The following is a 17,616-nucleotide window of genomic DNA, read 5'->3' as shown; positions in this document are numbered from 1 at the left end:
AATTTGCATTTTTCGATAGTGATCAATTTATAGCTAATTTACCACTTTCAGACCAATTTGATCTGAAGCAATTTACCCTCTTTTGATGCTGTTTTCCAAGTTTTAAACATTGATTTAAATCAATTTTCAAATTTAATGTTAATAGTGTTTAGCACTCACGCTACTAGTAAACGCGATGTTAACAACATGTTTTTCAATGAGTAATTGCCGTTACTACAAATGATAGGATATTTATTTAAATGTACACGATCTTTTAACCAGCCCGGATGACTTAATTGATAGAAGATAAAAAATCACTAATGCTGGGTAGCTCACAGTTTTTTGTTTAGCAAGTCATGGATTTGTTATTTCATACAAATTATTCATTTAAATTTTACTTATAATTAACACCGAGATGTAACTATCTCAACTGGAAGCGAAAACGTTCCACAATGACCGATGCATTGCGTTTGTCGTTCTGCGAGAGAACGCTGACGTTTCGCTTAAGTCATCACTGAAAGTTATCATTAACACCCCCTCTTCTCTTATGTGGCAAAGATTAAATATGCCACAAACATTTCCTTATCATTTTTATCCTAAATTTAACAAAAATGAATTGTGACATATAAGATTAAAAAATAAAAAACCGTTATGTCGTTCACAAGTTAATTAGTAATTGGGATTTTTTAAATTATTTAAAACACGTCATAAACGGCGCGCATAACAAAATAAGATTTCGATCACAAACATGGCAAGTCATTTATTACCCAATTCTCTAATAAATTAAAACCAGCTAAGAAAAGATAATCTATCACATTGATTATGAAAGGATTTTATAGATGACAAATATAACAATCATTTTTCTCAGGATATTTTGAAAATAGATCAATTGCTTCCTTTTTCGCTTCCACAGAAACTCCAACCCTATTAAGAGGTTGTCACAATCCATGTTCTAAATATTAGAAAATAATTTCACTTATTGACCATCAGCCCTACAGAGGATTACCCATGAAGAAATCTACACTTGTTATTGGCGTCATCGGTGCTGACTGCCATGCAGTAGGTAATAAAGTTCTGGATCGCGTTTTTACTGCTCATGATTTTCACGTAATCAACCTCGGGGTGATGGTGAGCCAGGATGAATATATTGATGCTGCGATTGAAACAGGCGCCGATGCCATCGTGGTGTCCTCTATCTACGGTCATGGCGACATTGACTGCCTCGGATTACGTGAGCGCTGCATCGAACGCGGCCTTGGCGACATTCTGCTGTACGTCGGCGGCAACCTGGTCGTCGGTAAACATGACTTCGCCGACGTGGAAGTGAAGTTTAAAGAGATGGGCTTTAACCGGGTTTTCGCCCCCAGCCACGATCTGGAAGATGTTTGCGCGCTTATCACTAATGATATTCACCAACACAATGGCCTCGAACAGCGTTGCCTGGAAGAGGCCATCTGATGCAAACAGTTTCTGTCGATATCGGCTCGACATGGACCAAGGCAGCCCTCTTCGCACACGAAGGCGAGGAATTAACCCTGGTAAACCATGTCCTGACCCCAACCACCACACATCATCTGGCAGACGGTTTTTTTGCCAGCCTGAATCAGGTGCTGAATGTTGCCGATGCTCGCCCGTTACTGAAAAGTGGTGAAGTGCAGTTGAAATACTCCTCCTCAGCGAAAGGTGGGCTCGCCGTTGCAGCAATGGGGCTGGTGCCTTCCATTACGCTGGAGTCGGCAAAAGTTACCGCCCATTCGGCAGGAGCGAAAATCGCGCAATATTATTCGTACAAGCTGAACCGTCATGACATCCAGGAGCTGGAATCATCACCGCCAGACATTCTGTTGTTTACCGGCGGGACAGACGGTGGCGAAGAAAGTTACGGCCTGGCGAATGCGCACGCGCTGGCAGGCTCAAAGCTTGATTGCGCCATTATCTACGCCGGAAACCGGGACATTCAGGACGAAATACAAACGATTCTGGGACATAAGGATCTGACCACGGTAGACAACATTCTGCCAGACCTCGATCACCCGAATCCGTTTGCCGCGCGCCAGGCGATTTGCGATGTGTTCTTGTCACGCATCGTCAAAGGCAAAGGTCTGGACGTTATCGTCGGCGAAACAGGCGAAGAGCCTATGCCGACGCCATGGACGGTATATGAGTTAGTCAAAGCCATTAGCGATTACGACAGCGCATGGAAGGAATTCATGCTGATTGATATGGGCGGAGCCACCACGGATGTCTATTCGGCCAGCGCGAATACCCTCTCCCCCGATACCGTCCTGCATGGTGTTCCTGAACCGTTCGTCAAACGTACCGTTGAAGGCGACCTTGGAATGCGCGTTTCCGCCGTTGTGGTGGGAGAAAGCACGCAGGATATGGTGAAAGTCATCTTCGCCCAGCAGCCACAGCGCGAGGAAGCGTTTTACCGCTATCTACGCCACCTGGTTGGGCAACCGGATTACCTGCCACTCAGCGAGGAAGAGAAATATTTCGACACCCTGCTGGCAGGTTTATGCGTGGGCTATGCCGCTGAGCGCCACGCGGGCACTAAAAAGCAGGTTTGCACCTGCGTGGGTAATGTGGATTTACAGATGGGTCGCGATCTCACCACCGTACGCAAAATCGTCGGTTCAGGGGGATGGCTCTCTCGCGCCAGCCAGTTCGATATCCATAACTGGCTCAAATACAGGGAGCTGGACGACCAGGGTAAAAGAATTCTGTTACCGAATCAGTTTGAGTATTACCGCGATTCAAATGGCCTGCTCCCTCTACTGGCAAACGTCGCCAGGCTGTACCCGCAAGCCGCTGCTCGCACCAGCATTCAGTGTTTAACCCTATAAAACTTAAGGCAGCTACGAATGGAACTTCGAAATAAAAAATTGACCCACGACGAATTCATGACCGAAAGGCATCAGGTGTTACAAACCTGGGAAACCGGCAAAGACGTTGAGAACTTCGAAGATGGCGTGAAGTACCAGCAATCAATTCCAGAGAAAAAGCGTTTCTCCCTCGCCCTGCTGAAGGCCGATCAGGAAGGTAAAACTCTGAGCCAGCCGCGCGCAGGTGTGGCATTAATGGATGAGCATATTGCGCTGCTCAAAACATTGCAGGAAGAGTGCGACCTCCTGCCAAGTACTATCGATGCCTATACCCGTCTGAACCGCTATGAAGAAGCCGCTGTCGGGATCCAAAAATCCATCGAAGCAGGTACTTCCAAGCTGAATGGTTTACCGGTCGTCAATCACGGGGTTGCTGCCTGCCGTCGTATGACTGAATCGCTGGATAAACCGATCCAGGTTCGCCACGGTACACCAGATGCGCGTCTGCTGGCAGAAATCGCCATGGCCAGTGGCTTTACCAGCTACGAAGGCGGCGGTATCTCCTACAACATCCCTTACGCCAAACGCGTCACCCTGGAAAAATCTATCCGTGACTGGCAGTACTGCGACCGTCTGATGGGTCTGTACGAAGAGAACGGCATTCGCATCAACCGTGAGCCGTTTGGTCCGCTGACCGGCACGCTGATCCCGCCGTTCATGTCCCACTCAGTCGCGATTATCGAAGGTCTGCTGGCGCTGGAGCAGGGCGTGAAGTCTATTACCGTCGGTTACGGCCAGGTCGGTAGCCTGACACAGGATATCGCTGCTATTCAGGCACTGCGTGAACTGTCCCACGAATACTTCCATAACCATGGCTTCGACGATTACGAGCTGAGCACCGTTTTCCACCAGTGGATGGGCGGATTCCCGGAAGATGAAGCAAAAGCCTTCTCCGTTATCGCCTGGGGCGCAGCGGTTGCCGGTATGTCTGGTGCCACAAAAGTCATTACCAAAAGTCCGCACGAAGCATTCGGTATCCCAACCGCGGCAGCTAACGCCCAGGGTCTGAAAGCGTCACGCCAGATGCTCAACATGGTCAGCGATCAGAAATTCCCGCAGTGCGCTGCCGTGGAGCAGGAAGTTGACCTGATTAAGAGCGAAGTCCGCGCGGTATTGAAGAAAGTCTTCGAACTGGGCAATGGCGACATTGCGCGCGGTACGGTGCTGGCCTTTGAAGCTGGCGTGCTGGATGTGCCTTTCGCTCCTGCCGCCTGTAACGCCGGTAAGATCCTGCCTGTTCGCGATAACACAGGCGCAATCCGTATTCTTGAAGCCGGTGCCGTGCCGCTGCCGAAAGATATTCTCGCCCTGCACCACGACTACGTTGCAGAGCGCGCACATTTCGAAGGTCGCAAGCCTTCTTTCCAGATGGTCATTGATGACATCAACGCCGTATCCCACAGTAAATTAATAGGAAGACCATAATGAAAATTAAACAGGCCCTTTTCACAGCTGGCTACTCCTCATTTTATTTTGACGATCAGCAGGCCATCAAAAACGGCGCCGGTCATGACGGGTTTATCTATACCGGCGATCCGGTAACGCCTGGATTTACGTCTGTTCGTCAGGCGGGTGAATGTGTTTCCGTACAGTTGATTCTGGAAAACGGCGCGGTGGCTGTGGGCGATTGCGCAGCGGTGCAATATTCAGGTGCAGGCGGTCGTGACCCGCTGTTCCTGGCTGAAAACTTCATTCCGTTCCTCAACGACCACATCAAGCCGTTGCTGGAAGGTCGTGACGTTGATTCGTTCCTGACCAACGCCCGTTTCTTTGACGAACTGCGTATTGACGGCCATCTGCTGCATACCGCCGTACGTTATGGTCTGTCTCAGGCGCTGCTCGACGCGGCGGCACTGGCTACCGGTCGTCTGAAAGCCGAAGTGGTTTGTGATGAATGGCAACTGCCATGCGTCCCGGAAGCCATTCCGTTATTTGGTCAGAGCGGCGACGACCGTTATATCGCCGTCGACAAGATGATCCTCAAAGGTGTGGATGTCCTGCCGCATGCGCTGATCAATAACGTTGAAGAGAAGCTGGGCTTTAAAGGTGAAAAACTGCGTGAGTACGTCCGCTGGTTGTCTAACCGCATCCTGAGCCTGCGCACCAACGAAAGCTATCACCCGACGCTGCACATTGATGTCTACGGCACCATCGGTCTGATCTTCGATATGGATCCAGTGCGTTGCGCCGAATACATCGCCAGCCTGGAAGCCGAAGCGCAAGGCCTGCCGCTGTACATTGAAGGTCCGGTTGATGCCGGTAACAAGCCGGATCAGATCCGCATGTTAACCGAGATCACTCAGGAGCTGACTCGTCTGGGTTCTGGCGTGAAAATCGTTGCGGATGAATGGTGTAACACCTATCAGGACATCGTGGACTTCACCGACGCGGGCAGCTGCCACATGGTGCAGATTAAAACCCCGGACCTGGGCGGTATTCACAACATCGTTGATGCAGTGCTGTATTGCAACAAACACGGAATGGAAGCCTATCAGGGCGGTACCTGTAACGAAACGGAAATCAGTGCTCGTACCTGCGTACACGTCGCGCTGGCCGCGCGTCCAATGCGCATGCTGATCAAACCGGGTATGGGTTTCGATGAAGGTCTCAACATCGTGTTTAACGAAATGAACCGCACCATCGCGCTGTTGCAAACTAAGGATTAAGAGATGGCACGCACATTTAAGATCTTATCGCCTACGGCTATCCTGGGTTATGGCTTCCCGGAAGAAAGTTTTCGTAAAGCCATGGAAGAGTCACCGGATCTTATTGCTGTTGACGCAGGTTCCTCCGATCCTGGCCCCCACTACCTGGGGGCAGGTAAACCCTTTACTGACAGGGCCGGTGTGAAACGCGATCTGCGCTATATGATTGTGGCAGGCGTTAAGAACAACATCCCTGTCGTGATCGGCACAGCCGGTGGTTCTGGTGCAGCTCCGCATCTGGAGTGGTGTCGCCAGATAATCCATGAGATCGCGCAGGAAGAAAAACTGTCTTTCTCAATGGCGCTGATTCCGTCTGATGTCGATAAAGAAATCGTTCATCAGGCGCTGGATAACGGCAAAATCACCGCGCTCGATTTTGTGCCTGAACTGACTCACGAGGCCATTGAAGAGAGCACCTACATTGTCGCGCAGATGGGCGTCGAGCCTTTCCAGCGTGCGCTGAAAGCCGGTGCGCAGGTGGTCCTGGGCGGACGTGCCTACGATCCGGCCTGCTTCGCCGCGCTGCCGATTATGCAGGGCTTTGATGAAGGTCTGGCGCTTCATTGCGGTAAGATCCTTGAGTGTGCAGCCATTGCCGCCACCCCTGGTTCCGGCTCAGATTGTGCGATGGGAATCATTGACGATAACGGCTTTACGCTGAAGGCGTTCAATCCCAAGCGTAAGTTCACCGAGACTTCCGCAGCAGCGCACACTCTGTACGAGAAGTCAGATCCGTACTTCCTGCCAGGGCCAGGCGGTGTGCTGAACCTGAAGGCATGCACTTTCACCCAGGTTAACGAGGGTGAAGTGTATGTCAGCGGTTCACGCCATGAAGAAACACCGTATGCGTTGAAACTGGAAGGTGCACGCCAGGTTGGCTTCCGTTGCCTGACCATCGCCGGAACACGTGACCCGATTATGATTGCCGGGATTGACACGATTCTTGAAGAGGTACAGGCAAGCGTTGCACGTAACCTCTCACTGAATGACGACAGTATCCGCATGACGTTCCACCTGTACGGTAAGAACGGTGTGATGGGCAACCATGAGCCGATGAAAACTGCGGGCCATGAACTGGGAATTTTACTGGATGTCGTTGCGCCAACACAGGATATCGCTAACAGTGTTTGCTCGCTGGTGCGCTCTACCCTGCTGCACTACGGCTATGAAAATCGCATTGCGACTGCGGGCAACCTCGCCTTCCCGTTCTCGCCATCTGATATTCAGAGTGGACCGGTGTATGAGTTCTCGATCTATCACCTGATTGAAGCGAGCGATGCGCTGCGTTTTGATTTCCACATTGAACAGGTGACGCCAGAAGGAGTTCAGGCATGAAACACTCAATTTGTTCACTGGCGCAAGTAATTCGTTCCAAAAACGCCGGACCGTACGAACTGGTTTTAGATATTTTATTTAAAACAAGGGAAGACTATCAGCGGGTAAAAGCCTGCGAGCAATTAACGCCACAGCTTATTGCCGGTTTATATAATGTTGAGCCTGAATTTATTCACAATATCGTCTGGTTCGATCCAGCGAATGCCGTAAAAATCGTCATGCCACGGGATATTATTTCCGGCAATGTCGGTGACAATGATGTTTATGGTGCGCAGCAACACGCTCCATTATTAAGTATTGAGTTCGACTTGTAACAAAAAAACACAATAACAACCATTGGAGCACAGAATTCAGCTGTATCACAGTGCTTCGAATTATTCATGCGGTTGGTCACAACAGGCGTGCGTCTGAGCTGCTGTCCAGGTTCAGGCGCACGCCACCCTACACAATTCCAATTACCAGCCTTTATCCGATGGAGTACACATGAAGAAAATTAGTTTAACGAAGATGATCATATTAGGCCTGATACTCGGCATGATTGCCGGGGTGGCCATAAATAATATGGCCGCGGCTGAAACAGCAAAATCTTATGCAGCAGATATTTCCATTTTCACCACCATATTCTTACGTATGGTGAAAATGATTATCGCTCCATTGGTTATTTCAACTCTGGTTGTAGGTATTGCCAAAATGGGCGATGCCAAAACGCTGGGACGTATATTTTCGAAAACCTTCTTCCTGTTTATTTGCGCCTCTCTGGTGTCAATTGCACTGGGTCTGGTTATCGTTAATATCTTCCAGCCAGGCGCAGGTATCAACTTTGTGCCACATGACGTCGGAGCCGTTGCCGCCGTTAAGTCAGAGCCATTCACGCTGAAAGTATTCATCTCACACGCGGTACCGACCAGTATTGTCGATGCGATGGCGCGTAACGAAATTCTGCAGATCGTCGTGTTCTCAATCTTCCTTGGTTGCAGCCTCGCTGCGATTGGTGAAAAAGCCGATCCTATCGTGAAAGTGCTGGATTCACTGGTGCACGTCATGCTGAAGCTGACGGGTTACGTCATGTTGTTTGCACCACTGACCGTTTTTGCCGCTATTTCAGGCCTGATTGCCGAACGTGGTCTGGGTGTGATGGTTAGCGCCGGGATCTTCATGGGTGAGTTCTACCTGACGCTGGGTATGCTGTGGGCGATCCTGATTGGCCTGTCTACGATGATCGTCGGGCCTTGCATCGCGCGTTTAACGAAATCAATCCTCGAACCCGCTCTGCTGGCCTTTACCACTTCAAGCTCTGAAGCCGCCTTCCCGGGTACGCTGGACAAGCTGGAAAAATTCGGTGTTTCGTCAAAAATTGCCAGCTTCGTTCTGCCTATCGGTTATTCCTTTAACCTGGTCGGTTCCATGGCTTATTGCTCATTTGCCACCGTCTTTATTGCCCAGGCGTGCAACATCGAACTGAGCATGGGCGAGCAAATCACCATGCTGTTAATCCTGATGCTGACCTCAAAAGGAATGGCAGGCGTACCGCGCGCATCAATGGTGGTTATCGCTGCAACCCTGAACCAGTTCAACATTCCAGAAGCAGGTCTGATTCTGCTGATGGGTGTCGATCCGTTCCTCGATATGGGTCGTTCCGCCACGAACGTTATGAGTAACGCCATGGGCGCTGCCATTGTGGGTCGTTGGGAAGGCGAACACTACGGCCAGGGTTGCCGTGGCTCTGCACCAGTGAAGTCCCCGGAGCAGGAACGTCCGGTTACCGAACCGTCAGAAGTTGCCATGTCCTGACACAACGCCATTGCCGGATGGCGCTCGCGCTTATCCGGCCTACATAACGTTTAACCATCCGTAGGCCGGATAAGGCGGTACGCCGCCATCCGGCACCAAGATGAGCACACCAACAGGAATGCATAATGAATAAAACAATTCTCGGCGTGAGTCTCTTTTCTTTCAGCGTCTTGTTTAGCGCAACCACATTCGCGCAAACCACGCCCGACTACGCCAAGCTGATAGAACAGGCTCATCAGAAGTACAAAAGTAACAACGATGGAAAAGTCGCCGACTACATCCCTGCTCTGGCGACCTATAGCCCGAAAAATTTTGCCATCACCATTGCGACGGTGGACGGCAAGATCTACCAGGTTGGCGATGTTAACAAACCTTTCCCTATGGAATCCCTGAGTAAAGTGTTCACCATGGCGCTCGCCATGGAGCAGCACGGTCCTCAGGTAGTGCTGGATAAACTTGGCGCCAATGCCACCGGTATGCCATTCAACTCAGGTTTAGCCGTTGAACTGACCAAAGGCGCGCCTGAAAACCCTCTGGTAAACGCCGGGGCCATGAGCACCGTTAGCCTGATCGAAGCCAAAGACAAAACCGATCGTTGGAACAAAATCCTCGACAACCTGAACGTCTGGGCCGATGCCACTCTCACCGTGAACGAACCGGTTTTCAAATCTGAAATGGAAACCAACCAGCACAATCAGGCGCTGGCCAAACTGATGGAATCCTATAACAGCTTCTATGGCAACACTGACGAAGCCGTTGAAATTTATACCCGCCAGTGCTCGGTGGATATCACCGTTGAGCAACTGGCCAAAATGGGTGCTGTACTCGCGAACAAAGGCAAATCTCCGTTCAACGGTAAACAGTTGCTGAATGAGAAATATGTTCCGCAGGTGCTGGCAGAAATGGCAATTGCCGGGCTTTACGACGGTAGCGGTAAATGGCTGTACACCGTTGGCATCCCGGCGAAAAGCGGCGTCGGCGGCGGCATGGTTGCCGTTGTCCCAGGCGAATATGCGATTGCGGTCTATTCTCCGCCGCTTGATGAAGCCGGAAACAGCGTTCGTGCCCAGAAAACTATCGAATATGTCGCCGAAGCGACAAAAGCCAATGTCTTTTTAGCCAAATAACTTTACGCCGGATGGCGCTTCGCTTATCCGACCTACACCAATGCGTTAATCGTAGGCCGGATAAGCGAAGCGCCATTCGGTAAACAACACGAAGAGGTGAGAAGTAAACATGTCTAAACCATTTGTCTGGCAGGAACTCTTTGTTCAGAGTAAAGATAGTACCGAGTATGAATTACTTAGTAACCAGCACGTTACGGTAACGGAGTTAGACGGAGAGGAAGTGATCAAGGTTGCACCGGAAGCGTTAACCTTGTTAGCACAGCAGGCGTTTTATGAGGCTTCATTTTTCCTGCGCGCCGGACATTTAAAACAGATTGCCAGCATTTTGCACGACCCACAGGCCAGCAGTAACGATAAGTACGTCGCATTGCAGCTGCTGCGCAATGCAGAGGTTTCAGCTAAAGGCGTACTGCCCAACTGCCAGGATACCGGGACGGCAACCATTGTGGCCAGCAAAGGACAACATGTCTGGACCGGCGGCGATGACGCAGAAGCATTAAGCAAAGGCGTGTATTCCACCTTTACCGAAAACAACCTGCGTTACTCGCAAAATGCCCCGCTGGATATGTATACCGAGGTCAATACCCAGACCAACCTGCCCGCACAAATCGATATTAGCGCCACCCCAGGTAACGAATACCGTTTCCTGTTCGTCAATAAAGGTGGCGGCTCAGCTAACAAAGCGGCGCTGTACCAGGAAACCAAATCCATTCTACAGCCGGAAAAACTCACTGCGTTCCTGATCGAAAAAATGAAATCACTGGGTACAGCCGCTTGTCCGCCGTATCACATCGCTTTTGTGGTTGGGGGCTTATCCGCCGACCAGGCGCTGAAAGTCGCCAAACTGGCTTCAACCAAATATTACGATAATCTACCCACCAGCGGGAACGAGCTGGGCCAGGCGTTCCGTGATACGGCGCTGGAAGCCGAGTTGCTCAATGCCAGCCGCGAGTTTGGCATCGGGGCGCAGTTTGGCGGCAAATACTTTGCCCACGATATCCGCGTAATTCGCTTACCGCGCCACGGCGGCTCCTGCCCAATCGCGATGGCCCTCTCCTGCTCTGCCGACCGTAACATTAAGGCCAAAATTAATAAACACGGTATCTGGCTGGAGAAACTCGAGCATAATCCGGGCAAATTCATTCCTGATTCACAGCGAGTAGAAAACGGTGCCCAGACCGTACAACTGGATCTGAACCGTCCGCTGCGTGACATCCTGCATGACCTTTCCGCTCTGCCCATTGGTACACGCCTGTCGTTAAGCGGCCCGATTGTTGTCGCTCGCGATATCGCCCACGCGAACATCAAAGCACGACTGGATAACGGCGAACCGATGCCGGAATACATGAAAAAACATATCGTTTACTACGCGGGTCCCGCCAAAACCCCAGAAAATCAGGCTTGTGGCTCGATGGGGCCCACCACCGGCGGGCGCATGGATGGGTATGTCGATGCTTTCCAGGCACAAGGCGGCAGCCTCATTATGCTCACCAAGGGTAACCGCAGCCAGCAGGTCACTGATGCCTGTCACAAACACGGTGGATTTAGCCTCGGCAGCATTGGCGGTGCAGCAGCCCTGCTGGCGCAGCAGTACGTGAAAAGCCTGCAGTGCCTTGAATATCCCGAACTGGGAATGGAAGCCGTATGGATGATGGAAGTTAAAAATATGCCGGCCTTCGTATTAGTGGATGACAAAGGCAATAACTTCTTTAGCCAGTTCGAGCAGCAGCATCGCTGCGCAACTTGTCCGGCAGGGCATTAAGGAGTTTCCATGGAAGCGCGCGCCAATAACGACAGACACCGTCAGCGTCAGCAGAAGCTGAAAGAGCAGGTTGATACCCGCGTAGCGGCGGCAACGGAGAAGAAAGGGATCCTGATTGTCTTCACCGGCAACGGAAAAGGAAAATCCACCGCAGCCTTTGGCACAGCAACGCGCGCAGTGGGTCACGGAAAAACCGTTGGCATCGCGCAGTTTATTAAGGGCCAGTGGGATAATGGCGAGTACAACACGCTGCAACCTCTCGGCGTCGAGTTCCATATTATGGGTACCGGATTTACCTGGGAAACCCAAAATCGGCAAGCAGATATCGAGGCGGCAACGGTTGTCTGGCAGGAAAGTAAGCGCATGCTGGCTGATGCGCATTACGATCTAGTGGTGCTGGATGAACTCACCTACATGCTTGCTTACCACTATCTGGATACGCAAGAGGTTATCAGCGCCATCGAAAATCGTCCTGCCGGTCAGAGCGTTATCGTCACAGGACGCGGATGCCATACGCTGTTACTGGAACTGGCCGATACGGTCAGTGAAATTCGCCCGGTCAAACACGCGTTTGACCGCGGTATTCAGGCACAGATTGGGATCGACTGGTAGCCGTTTTTTGGCCGGATAACGATGCAAACGCGTCTTATCCGGCCTACCCATCGTTGTAGGCCTGATAAGGCGCAAGCCACCTTCAGGCAGCCGATACCACGGACTTACTGAGCAACCAGTTACGGAAAATCTGTAAATGCTCGGATTCCGATTTCTCTTCACGCCACGTCATAATAAATCGATTCCCGGTACGCATTGGAACATCGCAAGGAATGACCATATCACCGCTGTCCAGATCGTGCTGAATGGCAAAACGTGGGAGCAGCGCAACGCCCAGATTAGAACGGACCGCCGCGATCAGCATCGATAACAAATCAAATCTCGGACCTTTATTCACCAGCGGACTGCTGACATCTGACAGCGCAAACCACTCCTGCCACCCTTTGATGCGCGTGCTTTGGTGCAAGAGCGGAAATTCGTTTAGTAATTCGTTCACCGCCAGTTTTCGTTCCGGTTCGGCCAGCAAACAGCGGCTGCAAACCGGCAGAATTTCCTCTTCAAACAGGTACTCAACCCCTGACCATGGAGAATAAAAGTCTTCGCGCATGATTGCCGCGTCATACTCTCGATTGAGAAAATCACCAATATTCGCCAGGGAATGAATGTTCACGATAATATCAGGATTAAGTTTGTTAAACTCACGCAGGTTTGGGATCAGCCAGTGCGTGCTGAACGTCGGATTCACCGCCAGCTCAATAACCTGTACCGTCGGCTGCCAGGTCATTATCGTCGTCGTATCTCGTTCAAGTTTATTTAACGTTTCTTTAACGATACTTAAATAGTGTTTGCCGGCCGCATTTAAGAAAATGCGTTTTTTGGCATGATTAAATAGCGCGGTATTGAGAAAATCCTCCAGTGCATTTACCTGGCGGAAAACAGCACTTTGTGTCAAAGCCAGCTCTTCAGCTGCCCGGGTATAACTTTCGTGACGCGCAACAACTTCAAAAGTTACCAGCAACTCCGTCTTGGGTATTTTTCCTCTCATAACCTCTTCCATATGCAGCGTACAAAAATAGTTTAATTTATAAAAAATAATTCAAGCTACCCAGATAAGCACCGAGAGTTATATTTTATTTCATCCATTAATGTCATTGATCCAATCCATGATTTACTCACACTGATGGCGGATAAATATTAACCAATAATACTCAAGAGCAGCAATAAACACAATTTAAATAAGGTTAAACCTAAGCAAATGGTGCCAATAAGTTCTTAATAATTTTTCAAGTTATCTTGTTTATTGCAGAAAAAACTTTGCGAGATTAATCAATATTATCAGTGCGATAATTTTGGATAATTTCACGTTATAACTTACGGGCAAACGACTGCTTTTTATCATTCCTTGATGTGGTTTCTGCCTTTTTTTGATCGATGTGATAAAGGACACAATGTGAAAACTTTCGGAAAGGTCTGGCTCGTTGGGGCAGGTCCCGGTGATATTTCATTACTTACCCTCAAAGCAATGATGTGCATTAAACAGGCTGATGTCATTATTTACGATCGGCTGGTCAATCCTAAAATTTTGGAATGGGCATTACCTGATTGTCTGCTTATCAATGTCGGCAAAAACCCGGGTTTCCATTGTGTACCGCAGGATGAAATCAATGCACTGCTTGTCCAGTATGCCCAAACGCACAATAATATTGTGCGTCTGAAAGGCGGCGATCCGTATGTTTTTGGACGTGGGGCTGAAGAAGTTGAAGATCTCGTCGAGACGGGCATCCCGTTTGAAGTGGTGCCGGGTATTAGCTCAACCATTGGTGGCCTGACCTATGCCGGGATTCCGGTAACACACCGCGATTTCGCCTCGGGATTTCACGTGGTAACCGGCCATACGCGGGAGGGCAACCAACAGCAGGACTGGCGTCAACTGGCGAAACTGAATGGTACGCTGGTTATCGTCATGGGTATCGCCAATCTGGCGTTTATCTGTGAGGAATTATTGATGGGTGGAAAATCAGCAGATACGCCTGCAGCGCTAATTATGTCCGCCACCCGCGATAACCAACGCCGACTGACCTGTACGCTCGGTTCACTACTGAGCAAGGCGCAGGAAGCTAACATCCTCCCCCCTGCGCTGATAGTGATTGGTGATGTGGTAACCCTGAGCGATCGGCTCTCTTTTATCCCTGAAGCCATCACGCTGCCGGAAAACCTTTACTGTGACAGTCTGGCATGACGAAAAGACTGGGGCGACGTTTGATGCGCCGCCCGGAAAACACGGCAAAAGTAACTGGTTTGTGCGTATTGGAGTTTCCGGGCAATGCTGTCTATTGAATGAACGGGATCGTGCAATAACTCCCCCGCTTTTTGCATTTTTTTCTGATTCACCCAGGTTTTAAAGTTAACGCCCTGCCGTTTCTTAAAAAAACGGCTGAAATAGTTTGCGCTTAAGCAAACGTGAGCTGCTACGGATTCCAGGGATAATTCACTATATAAATTCTCATCAATATAACGCAACGCTGCCAGAAGCTTTTTCTCGTGTCGGGAAGGCTCTGTAAAATAATGACGCATGTAACTGGTCGACGGGATAACAAACTCATCAGGTTGTTGCTGTTCTGTCTCAAAATTATCAACAATAAAATTTAATAAATTAGCTGATGCCACCAGCGTATTATTATCGACTACCGCCACCTGACTCCATTCAGCTTTTATTTTTGGTTCATCCATCCATGAACATTCATTATCAATAACGATAGTTTTATATTCCTGATATTTTGCCCGCACCTGCCCACAGAGCATAAAACCGTACAGATGCCCATCGCGAATTAATGGCATAGAAAACAGACTTAGCCCTGCGTGGCAGCTGAGTATTCTGGGTTTAAGGTGTTTTAAACCTTCAAAAGCACAATATTTGTCACACTTTTGGCAACTCGTACAATAGCGTTCATCCGCCCGCATTAATGTGCAGAACGAATTAAAGTTATGGCAATCCGAGAGAGTTTTTCCGTTTACATCAACCACAACCGTGGCTAATCCAGTCGCACTGGAGAATACTTTTGCTATCGAGAAAAAACGTTGTAGATAATCATCCTGGATTTTCAACGACACGGTATCCTCCGGCATTAATGAAATTAAAGCCGGTAATATGCAGAATTTAATCAAGAGAAAGAATGATGCTCACCGCAAAAAATAATCTCATTTATGCAGATGATTATGATCAATTGGCAAGATAAATATTGGATGCCATGATGGTTATTACCTACAGAAGAAAAATCGTATAGCTTTAAGCAGGTTATAAAAATAACACACAGACAAAAGATGAATTGCAGGCATAAAAAAGGCCATCATCAGATGGCCAACCATGTCGAAATGGGACCAGCCCTTGACTATGCAGAGAGTCAGGGCTGTTTTTTTATTTCTTACTTAATAACGGTTTTCAGCGCTTCGCCGATATCGGCCAGGCTACGGACAGTTTTCACGCCTGCGGCTTCCAGCGCAGCGAATTTCTCATCCGCTGTACCTTTCCCACCCGCGATGATCGCACCCGCGTGACCCATACGCTTACCTTTCGGCGCAGTCACGCCCGCGATGTAACCTACAACTGGCTTGGTTACATGATCTTTGATGTAAGCAGCCGCTTCTTCTTCCGCGCTACCGCCGATCTCACCGATCATGACGATCGCTTCAGTCTGCGGATCTTCCTGGAACAGCTTCAGGATGTCGATGAAGTTAGAGCCAGGGATCGGGTCGCCACCGATGCCCACACAGGTAGACTGGCCGAAACCATAGTCGGTGGTCTGCTTAACCGCTTCATAGGTCAGGGTACCTGAACGGGAAACGATACCCACTTTACCCGGCTTGTGGATGTGGCCCGGCATGATACCGATTTTACATTCACCCGGAGTGATAACGCCTGGGCAGTTCGGGCCGATCATGCGTACGCCAGCTTCATCCAGCTTCACTTTCACGGTCAGCATATCCAGCGTTGGGATACCTTCGGTGATGGTGATGATAAGCTTGATGCCTGCATCGATTGCTTCCAGAATTGAATCTTTGCAGAACGGTGCCGGAACATAGATAACGGTGGCGGTTGCGCCGGTCGCTTCTACCGCTTCACGTACGGTGTTGAACACTGGCAGACCCAGATGCGTGGTGCCGCCTTTGCCCGGCGTAACGCCACCGACCATTTGCGTACCGTAAGCGATCGCTTGTTCGGAGTGGAATGTCCCCTGGCTACCGGTGAAGCCCTGGCAGATAACCTTGGTATCTTTATTAATTAAAACTGACATTATTTCCCCTCCACTGCGGCAACAACCTGCTGAGCTGCATCCGTCAGACTTTTCGCTGCAATAATATTCAGGCCGCTATCAGCCAGTTTTTTCGCGCCGAGTTCAGCGTTGTTACCTTCCAGACGTACCACGACCGGAACGTTTACACCTACTTCTGCTACCGCGCCGATGATACCGTCAGCGATCAGGTCGCAACGTACGATACCGCCGAAGATGTTAACCAGTACGGCTTTAACATTGTCATCAGAGAGGATAATTTTGAACGCTTCGGTTACACGCTCTTTGGTCGCACCGCCGCCAACGTCGAGGAAGTTAGCCGGTTCGCCGCCGTGCAGCTTAACGATGTCCATGGTGCCCATTGCCAGGCCCGCACCGTTAACCATACAACCGATGTTACCGTCCAGTGCGACGTAGTTCAGTTCCCACTGTGCAGCCTGCGCTTCACGCGGATCTTCCTGAGACTGGTCGCGCATTTCGCGCAGGTCAGCCTGGCGGAACAGTGCGTTGCCGTCAGCGCCCAGTTTGCCGTCGAGGCAGATCAGATCACCCTGTTTGGTCACAACCAGCGGGTTGATTTCGATCAGCGCCAGATCGCGCTCCAGGAAGATAGTCGCCAGACCCATGAAGATCTTGGTGAACTGCTGAACCTGTTTACCTTCCAGACCCAGTTTGAACGCCAGCTCACGACCCTGGTAAGGCATCGGGCCTGCCAGCGGATCGAGCGCCACTTTGTGGATCAGGTGCGGGGTTTCTTCCGCTACTTTTTCGATTTCCACGCCGCCTTCGGTAGAGGCCATGAAGACCACGCGACGGGAGCTACGGTCAACAACTGCGCCGAGGTAAAGTTCTTTACCAATGTCGGTCGCGGCTTCAACCAGAATCTGATTTACCGGTTGGCCATGAGCATCTGTCTGGTAAGTGACCAGACGTTTACCCAGCCAGTGTTCAGCAAAAGCGCGAATGTCTTCTTTGCTGTTTACCACCTTCACACCGCCCGCTTTACCACGGCCACCAGCGTGAACCTGACATTTCACTACCCACGGGCCAGCGCCGATTTTAGATGCAGCTTCTTCGGCTTCACGCGGAGTAGTACAGGCATAACCCACCGGTGCCGGTAAGCCATAGCGGGCAAAAAGTTGTTTTGCCTGATATTCATGTAAGTTCATGTGTTCTGTCCATCCTTCAGGT

Annotated in this window: 15 protein-coding genes; 11 read left to right on the top strand and 4 right to left on the bottom strand. The window is 50.1% G+C overall.

Annotation, left to right across the window (positions count from 1 at the left end):
- Window positions 1–987 precede the first annotated feature (987 nt).
- From glmS to cobO, 10 genes are all read left to right on the top strand, one after another.
- Window positions 988–1,437 carry a methylaspartate mutase subunit S gene (gene glmS / locus FDW94_RS04185; protein WP_003022963.1) on the top strand — a complete coding sequence of 150 codons (450 nt, stop codon included), beginning with the start codon at window positions 988–990 and terminating at the stop codon, window positions 1,435–1,437.
- Window positions 1,437–2,825, top strand: a complete 1,389-nt coding sequence (gene glmL / locus FDW94_RS04180) for a methylaspartate mutase accessory protein GlmL (protein WP_032942739.1) — start codon at window positions 1,437–1,439, stop codon at window positions 2,823–2,825. The genes glmS and glmL overlap by 1 nt, the downstream gene beginning before the upstream one ends.
- An 18-nt stretch (window positions 2,826–2,843) precedes the next feature.
- Window positions 2,844–4,289 carry a methylaspartate mutase subunit E gene (locus FDW94_RS04175; RefSeq protein WP_003831428.1) on the top strand — a complete coding sequence of 482 codons (1,446 nt, stop codon included), beginning with the start codon at window positions 2,844–2,846 and terminating at the stop codon, window positions 4,287–4,289.
- The gene (locus tag FDW94_RS04170) at window positions 4,289–5,530 is read left to right on the top strand and encodes a methylaspartate ammonia-lyase (protein ID WP_008784155.1); all 1,242 of its coding nucleotides are present in this window, start codon (window positions 4,289–4,291) and stop codon (window positions 5,528–5,530) included. The genes FDW94_RS04175 and FDW94_RS04170 overlap by 1 nt, the downstream gene beginning before the upstream one ends.
- A gap of 3 nt (window positions 5,531–5,533) precedes the next feature.
- On the top strand, window positions 5,534–6,904 hold the full coding sequence (locus FDW94_RS04165) for an acyclic terpene utilization AtuA family protein (RefSeq protein ID WP_003022951.1): 1,371 nt from the start codon (window positions 5,534–5,536) through the stop codon (window positions 6,902–6,904).
- Window positions 6,901–7,218 carry a DUF4387 domain-containing protein gene (locus tag FDW94_RS04160; RefSeq protein WP_003831425.1) on the top strand — a complete coding sequence of 106 codons (318 nt, stop codon included), beginning with the start codon at window positions 6,901–6,903 and terminating at the stop codon, window positions 7,216–7,218. The genes FDW94_RS04165 and FDW94_RS04160 overlap by 4 nt, the downstream gene beginning before the upstream one ends.
- Window positions 7,219–7,387: 169 nt before the next feature.
- Window positions 7,388–8,695 carry a dicarboxylate/amino acid:cation symporter gene (locus FDW94_RS04155; protein ID WP_137377170.1) on the top strand — a complete coding sequence of 436 codons (1,308 nt, stop codon included), beginning with the start codon at window positions 7,388–7,390 and terminating at the stop codon, window positions 8,693–8,695.
- 125 nt (window positions 8,696–8,820) lie between these two features.
- Window positions 8,821–9,822, top strand: a complete 1,002-nt coding sequence (gene glsA / locus FDW94_RS04150) for a glutaminase A (RefSeq protein WP_032942734.1) — start codon at window positions 8,821–8,823, stop codon at window positions 9,820–9,822.
- A gap of 109 nt (window positions 9,823–9,931) precedes the next feature.
- Window positions 9,932–11,584 (top strand): class I fumarate hydratase, encoded by a 1,653-nt coding sequence (locus FDW94_RS04145; protein ID WP_111465910.1) that lies wholly within the window; start codon window positions 9,932–9,934, stop codon window positions 11,582–11,584.
- 9 nt (window positions 11,585–11,593) lie between these two features.
- Window positions 11,594–12,196 carry a cob(I)yrinic acid a,c-diamide adenosyltransferase gene (gene cobO / locus FDW94_RS04140; RefSeq protein WP_003022939.1) on the top strand — a complete coding sequence of 201 codons (603 nt, stop codon included), beginning with the start codon at window positions 11,594–11,596 and terminating at the stop codon, window positions 12,194–12,196.
- Window positions 12,197–12,278: 82 nt separating this feature from the next.
- On the opposite strand, the gene FDW94_RS04135 is transcribed toward cobO, so the two are convergent.
- A complete protein-coding gene (locus FDW94_RS04135; RefSeq protein WP_003022936.1) occupies window positions 12,279–13,181 on the bottom strand; it encodes a LysR substrate-binding domain-containing protein in 903 nt (300 codons plus the stop codon).
- 405 nt (window positions 13,182–13,586) lie between these two features.
- Here FDW94_RS04135 and cobA point away from each other — a divergent pair, with 405 nt between their 5' ends.
- Window positions 13,587–14,375, top strand: a complete 789-nt coding sequence (gene cobA / locus FDW94_RS04130) for a uroporphyrinogen-III C-methyltransferase (RefSeq protein ID WP_003831416.1) — start codon at window positions 13,587–13,589, stop codon at window positions 14,373–14,375.
- Here the strand turns inward: cobA and FDW94_RS04125 are convergent.
- From FDW94_RS04125 to sucC, 3 genes are all read right to left on the bottom strand, one after another.
- Complete coding sequence (locus FDW94_RS04125; protein ID WP_137377169.1) at window positions 14,354–15,247, bottom strand: PocR ligand-binding domain-containing protein; 894 nt, start codon at window positions 15,245–15,247, stop codon at window positions 14,354–14,356. The genes cobA and FDW94_RS04125 overlap by 22 nt on opposite strands.
- Window positions 15,248–15,558: 311 nt before the next feature.
- On the bottom strand, window positions 15,559–16,428 hold the full coding sequence (gene sucD / locus FDW94_RS04120; RefSeq protein WP_003022929.1) for a succinate--CoA ligase subunit alpha: 870 nt from the start codon (window positions 16,426–16,428) through the stop codon (window positions 15,559–15,561).
- Window positions 16,428–17,594 (bottom strand): ADP-forming succinate--CoA ligase subunit beta, encoded by a 1,167-nt coding sequence (gene sucC, locus FDW94_RS04115; RefSeq protein WP_003022927.1) that lies wholly within the window; start codon window positions 17,592–17,594, stop codon window positions 16,428–16,430. Before sucC ends, sucD begins: the two co-directional genes overlap by 1 nt.
- Between the last annotated feature and the right edge of the window lie 22 nt (window positions 17,595–17,616).

It is taken from the genome of Citrobacter sp. wls757, from assembly GCF_005280935.1.
Classification (GTDB): Bacteria; Pseudomonadota; Gammaproteobacteria; order Enterobacterales; family Enterobacteriaceae; genus Citrobacter; species Citrobacter portucalensis.
The sequence above is the reverse complement of the archived record's forward strand: the minus strand, read 5'-3'. Positions and strand labels throughout refer to the sequence as shown.

Coding starts and splice junctions, on each gene's coding strand:
- glmS (WP_003022963.1), top strand. CDS start 988: ATGAAGAAATCTACACTTGTTATTGGCGTCATCGGTGCTGACTGCCAT.
- glmL (WP_032942739.1), top strand. CDS start 1,437: ATGCAAACAGTTTCTGTCGATATCGGCTCGACATGGACCAAGGCAGCC.
- FDW94_RS04175 (WP_003831428.1), top strand. CDS start 2,844: ATGGAACTTCGAAATAAAAAATTGACCCACGACGAATTCATGACCGAA.
- FDW94_RS04170 (WP_008784155.1), top strand. CDS start 4,289: ATGAAAATTAAACAGGCCCTTTTCACAGCTGGCTACTCCTCATTTTAT.
- FDW94_RS04165 (WP_003022951.1), top strand. CDS start 5,534: ATGGCACGCACATTTAAGATCTTATCGCCTACGGCTATCCTGGGTTAT.
- FDW94_RS04160 (WP_003831425.1), top strand. CDS start 6,901: ATGAAACACTCAATTTGTTCACTGGCGCAAGTAATTCGTTCCAAAAAC.
- FDW94_RS04155 (WP_137377170.1), top strand. CDS start 7,388: ATGAAGAAAATTAGTTTAACGAAGATGATCATATTAGGCCTGATACTC.
- glsA (WP_032942734.1), top strand. CDS start 8,821: ATGAATAAAACAATTCTCGGCGTGAGTCTCTTTTCTTTCAGCGTCTTG.
- FDW94_RS04145 (WP_111465910.1), top strand. CDS start 9,932: ATGTCTAAACCATTTGTCTGGCAGGAACTCTTTGTTCAGAGTAAAGAT.
- cobO (WP_003022939.1), top strand. CDS start 11,594: ATGGAAGCGCGCGCCAATAACGACAGACACCGTCAGCGTCAGCAGAAG.
- FDW94_RS04135 (WP_003022936.1), bottom strand. CDS start 13,181: ATGAGAGGAAAAATACCCAAGACGGAGTTGCTGGTAACTTTTGAAGTT.
- sucD (WP_003022929.1), bottom strand. CDS start 16,428: ATGTCAGTTTTAATTAATAAAGATACCAAGGTTATCTGCCAGGGCTTC.
- sucC (WP_003022927.1), bottom strand. CDS start 17,594: ATGAACTTACATGAATATCAGGCAAAACAACTTTTTGCCCGCTATGGC.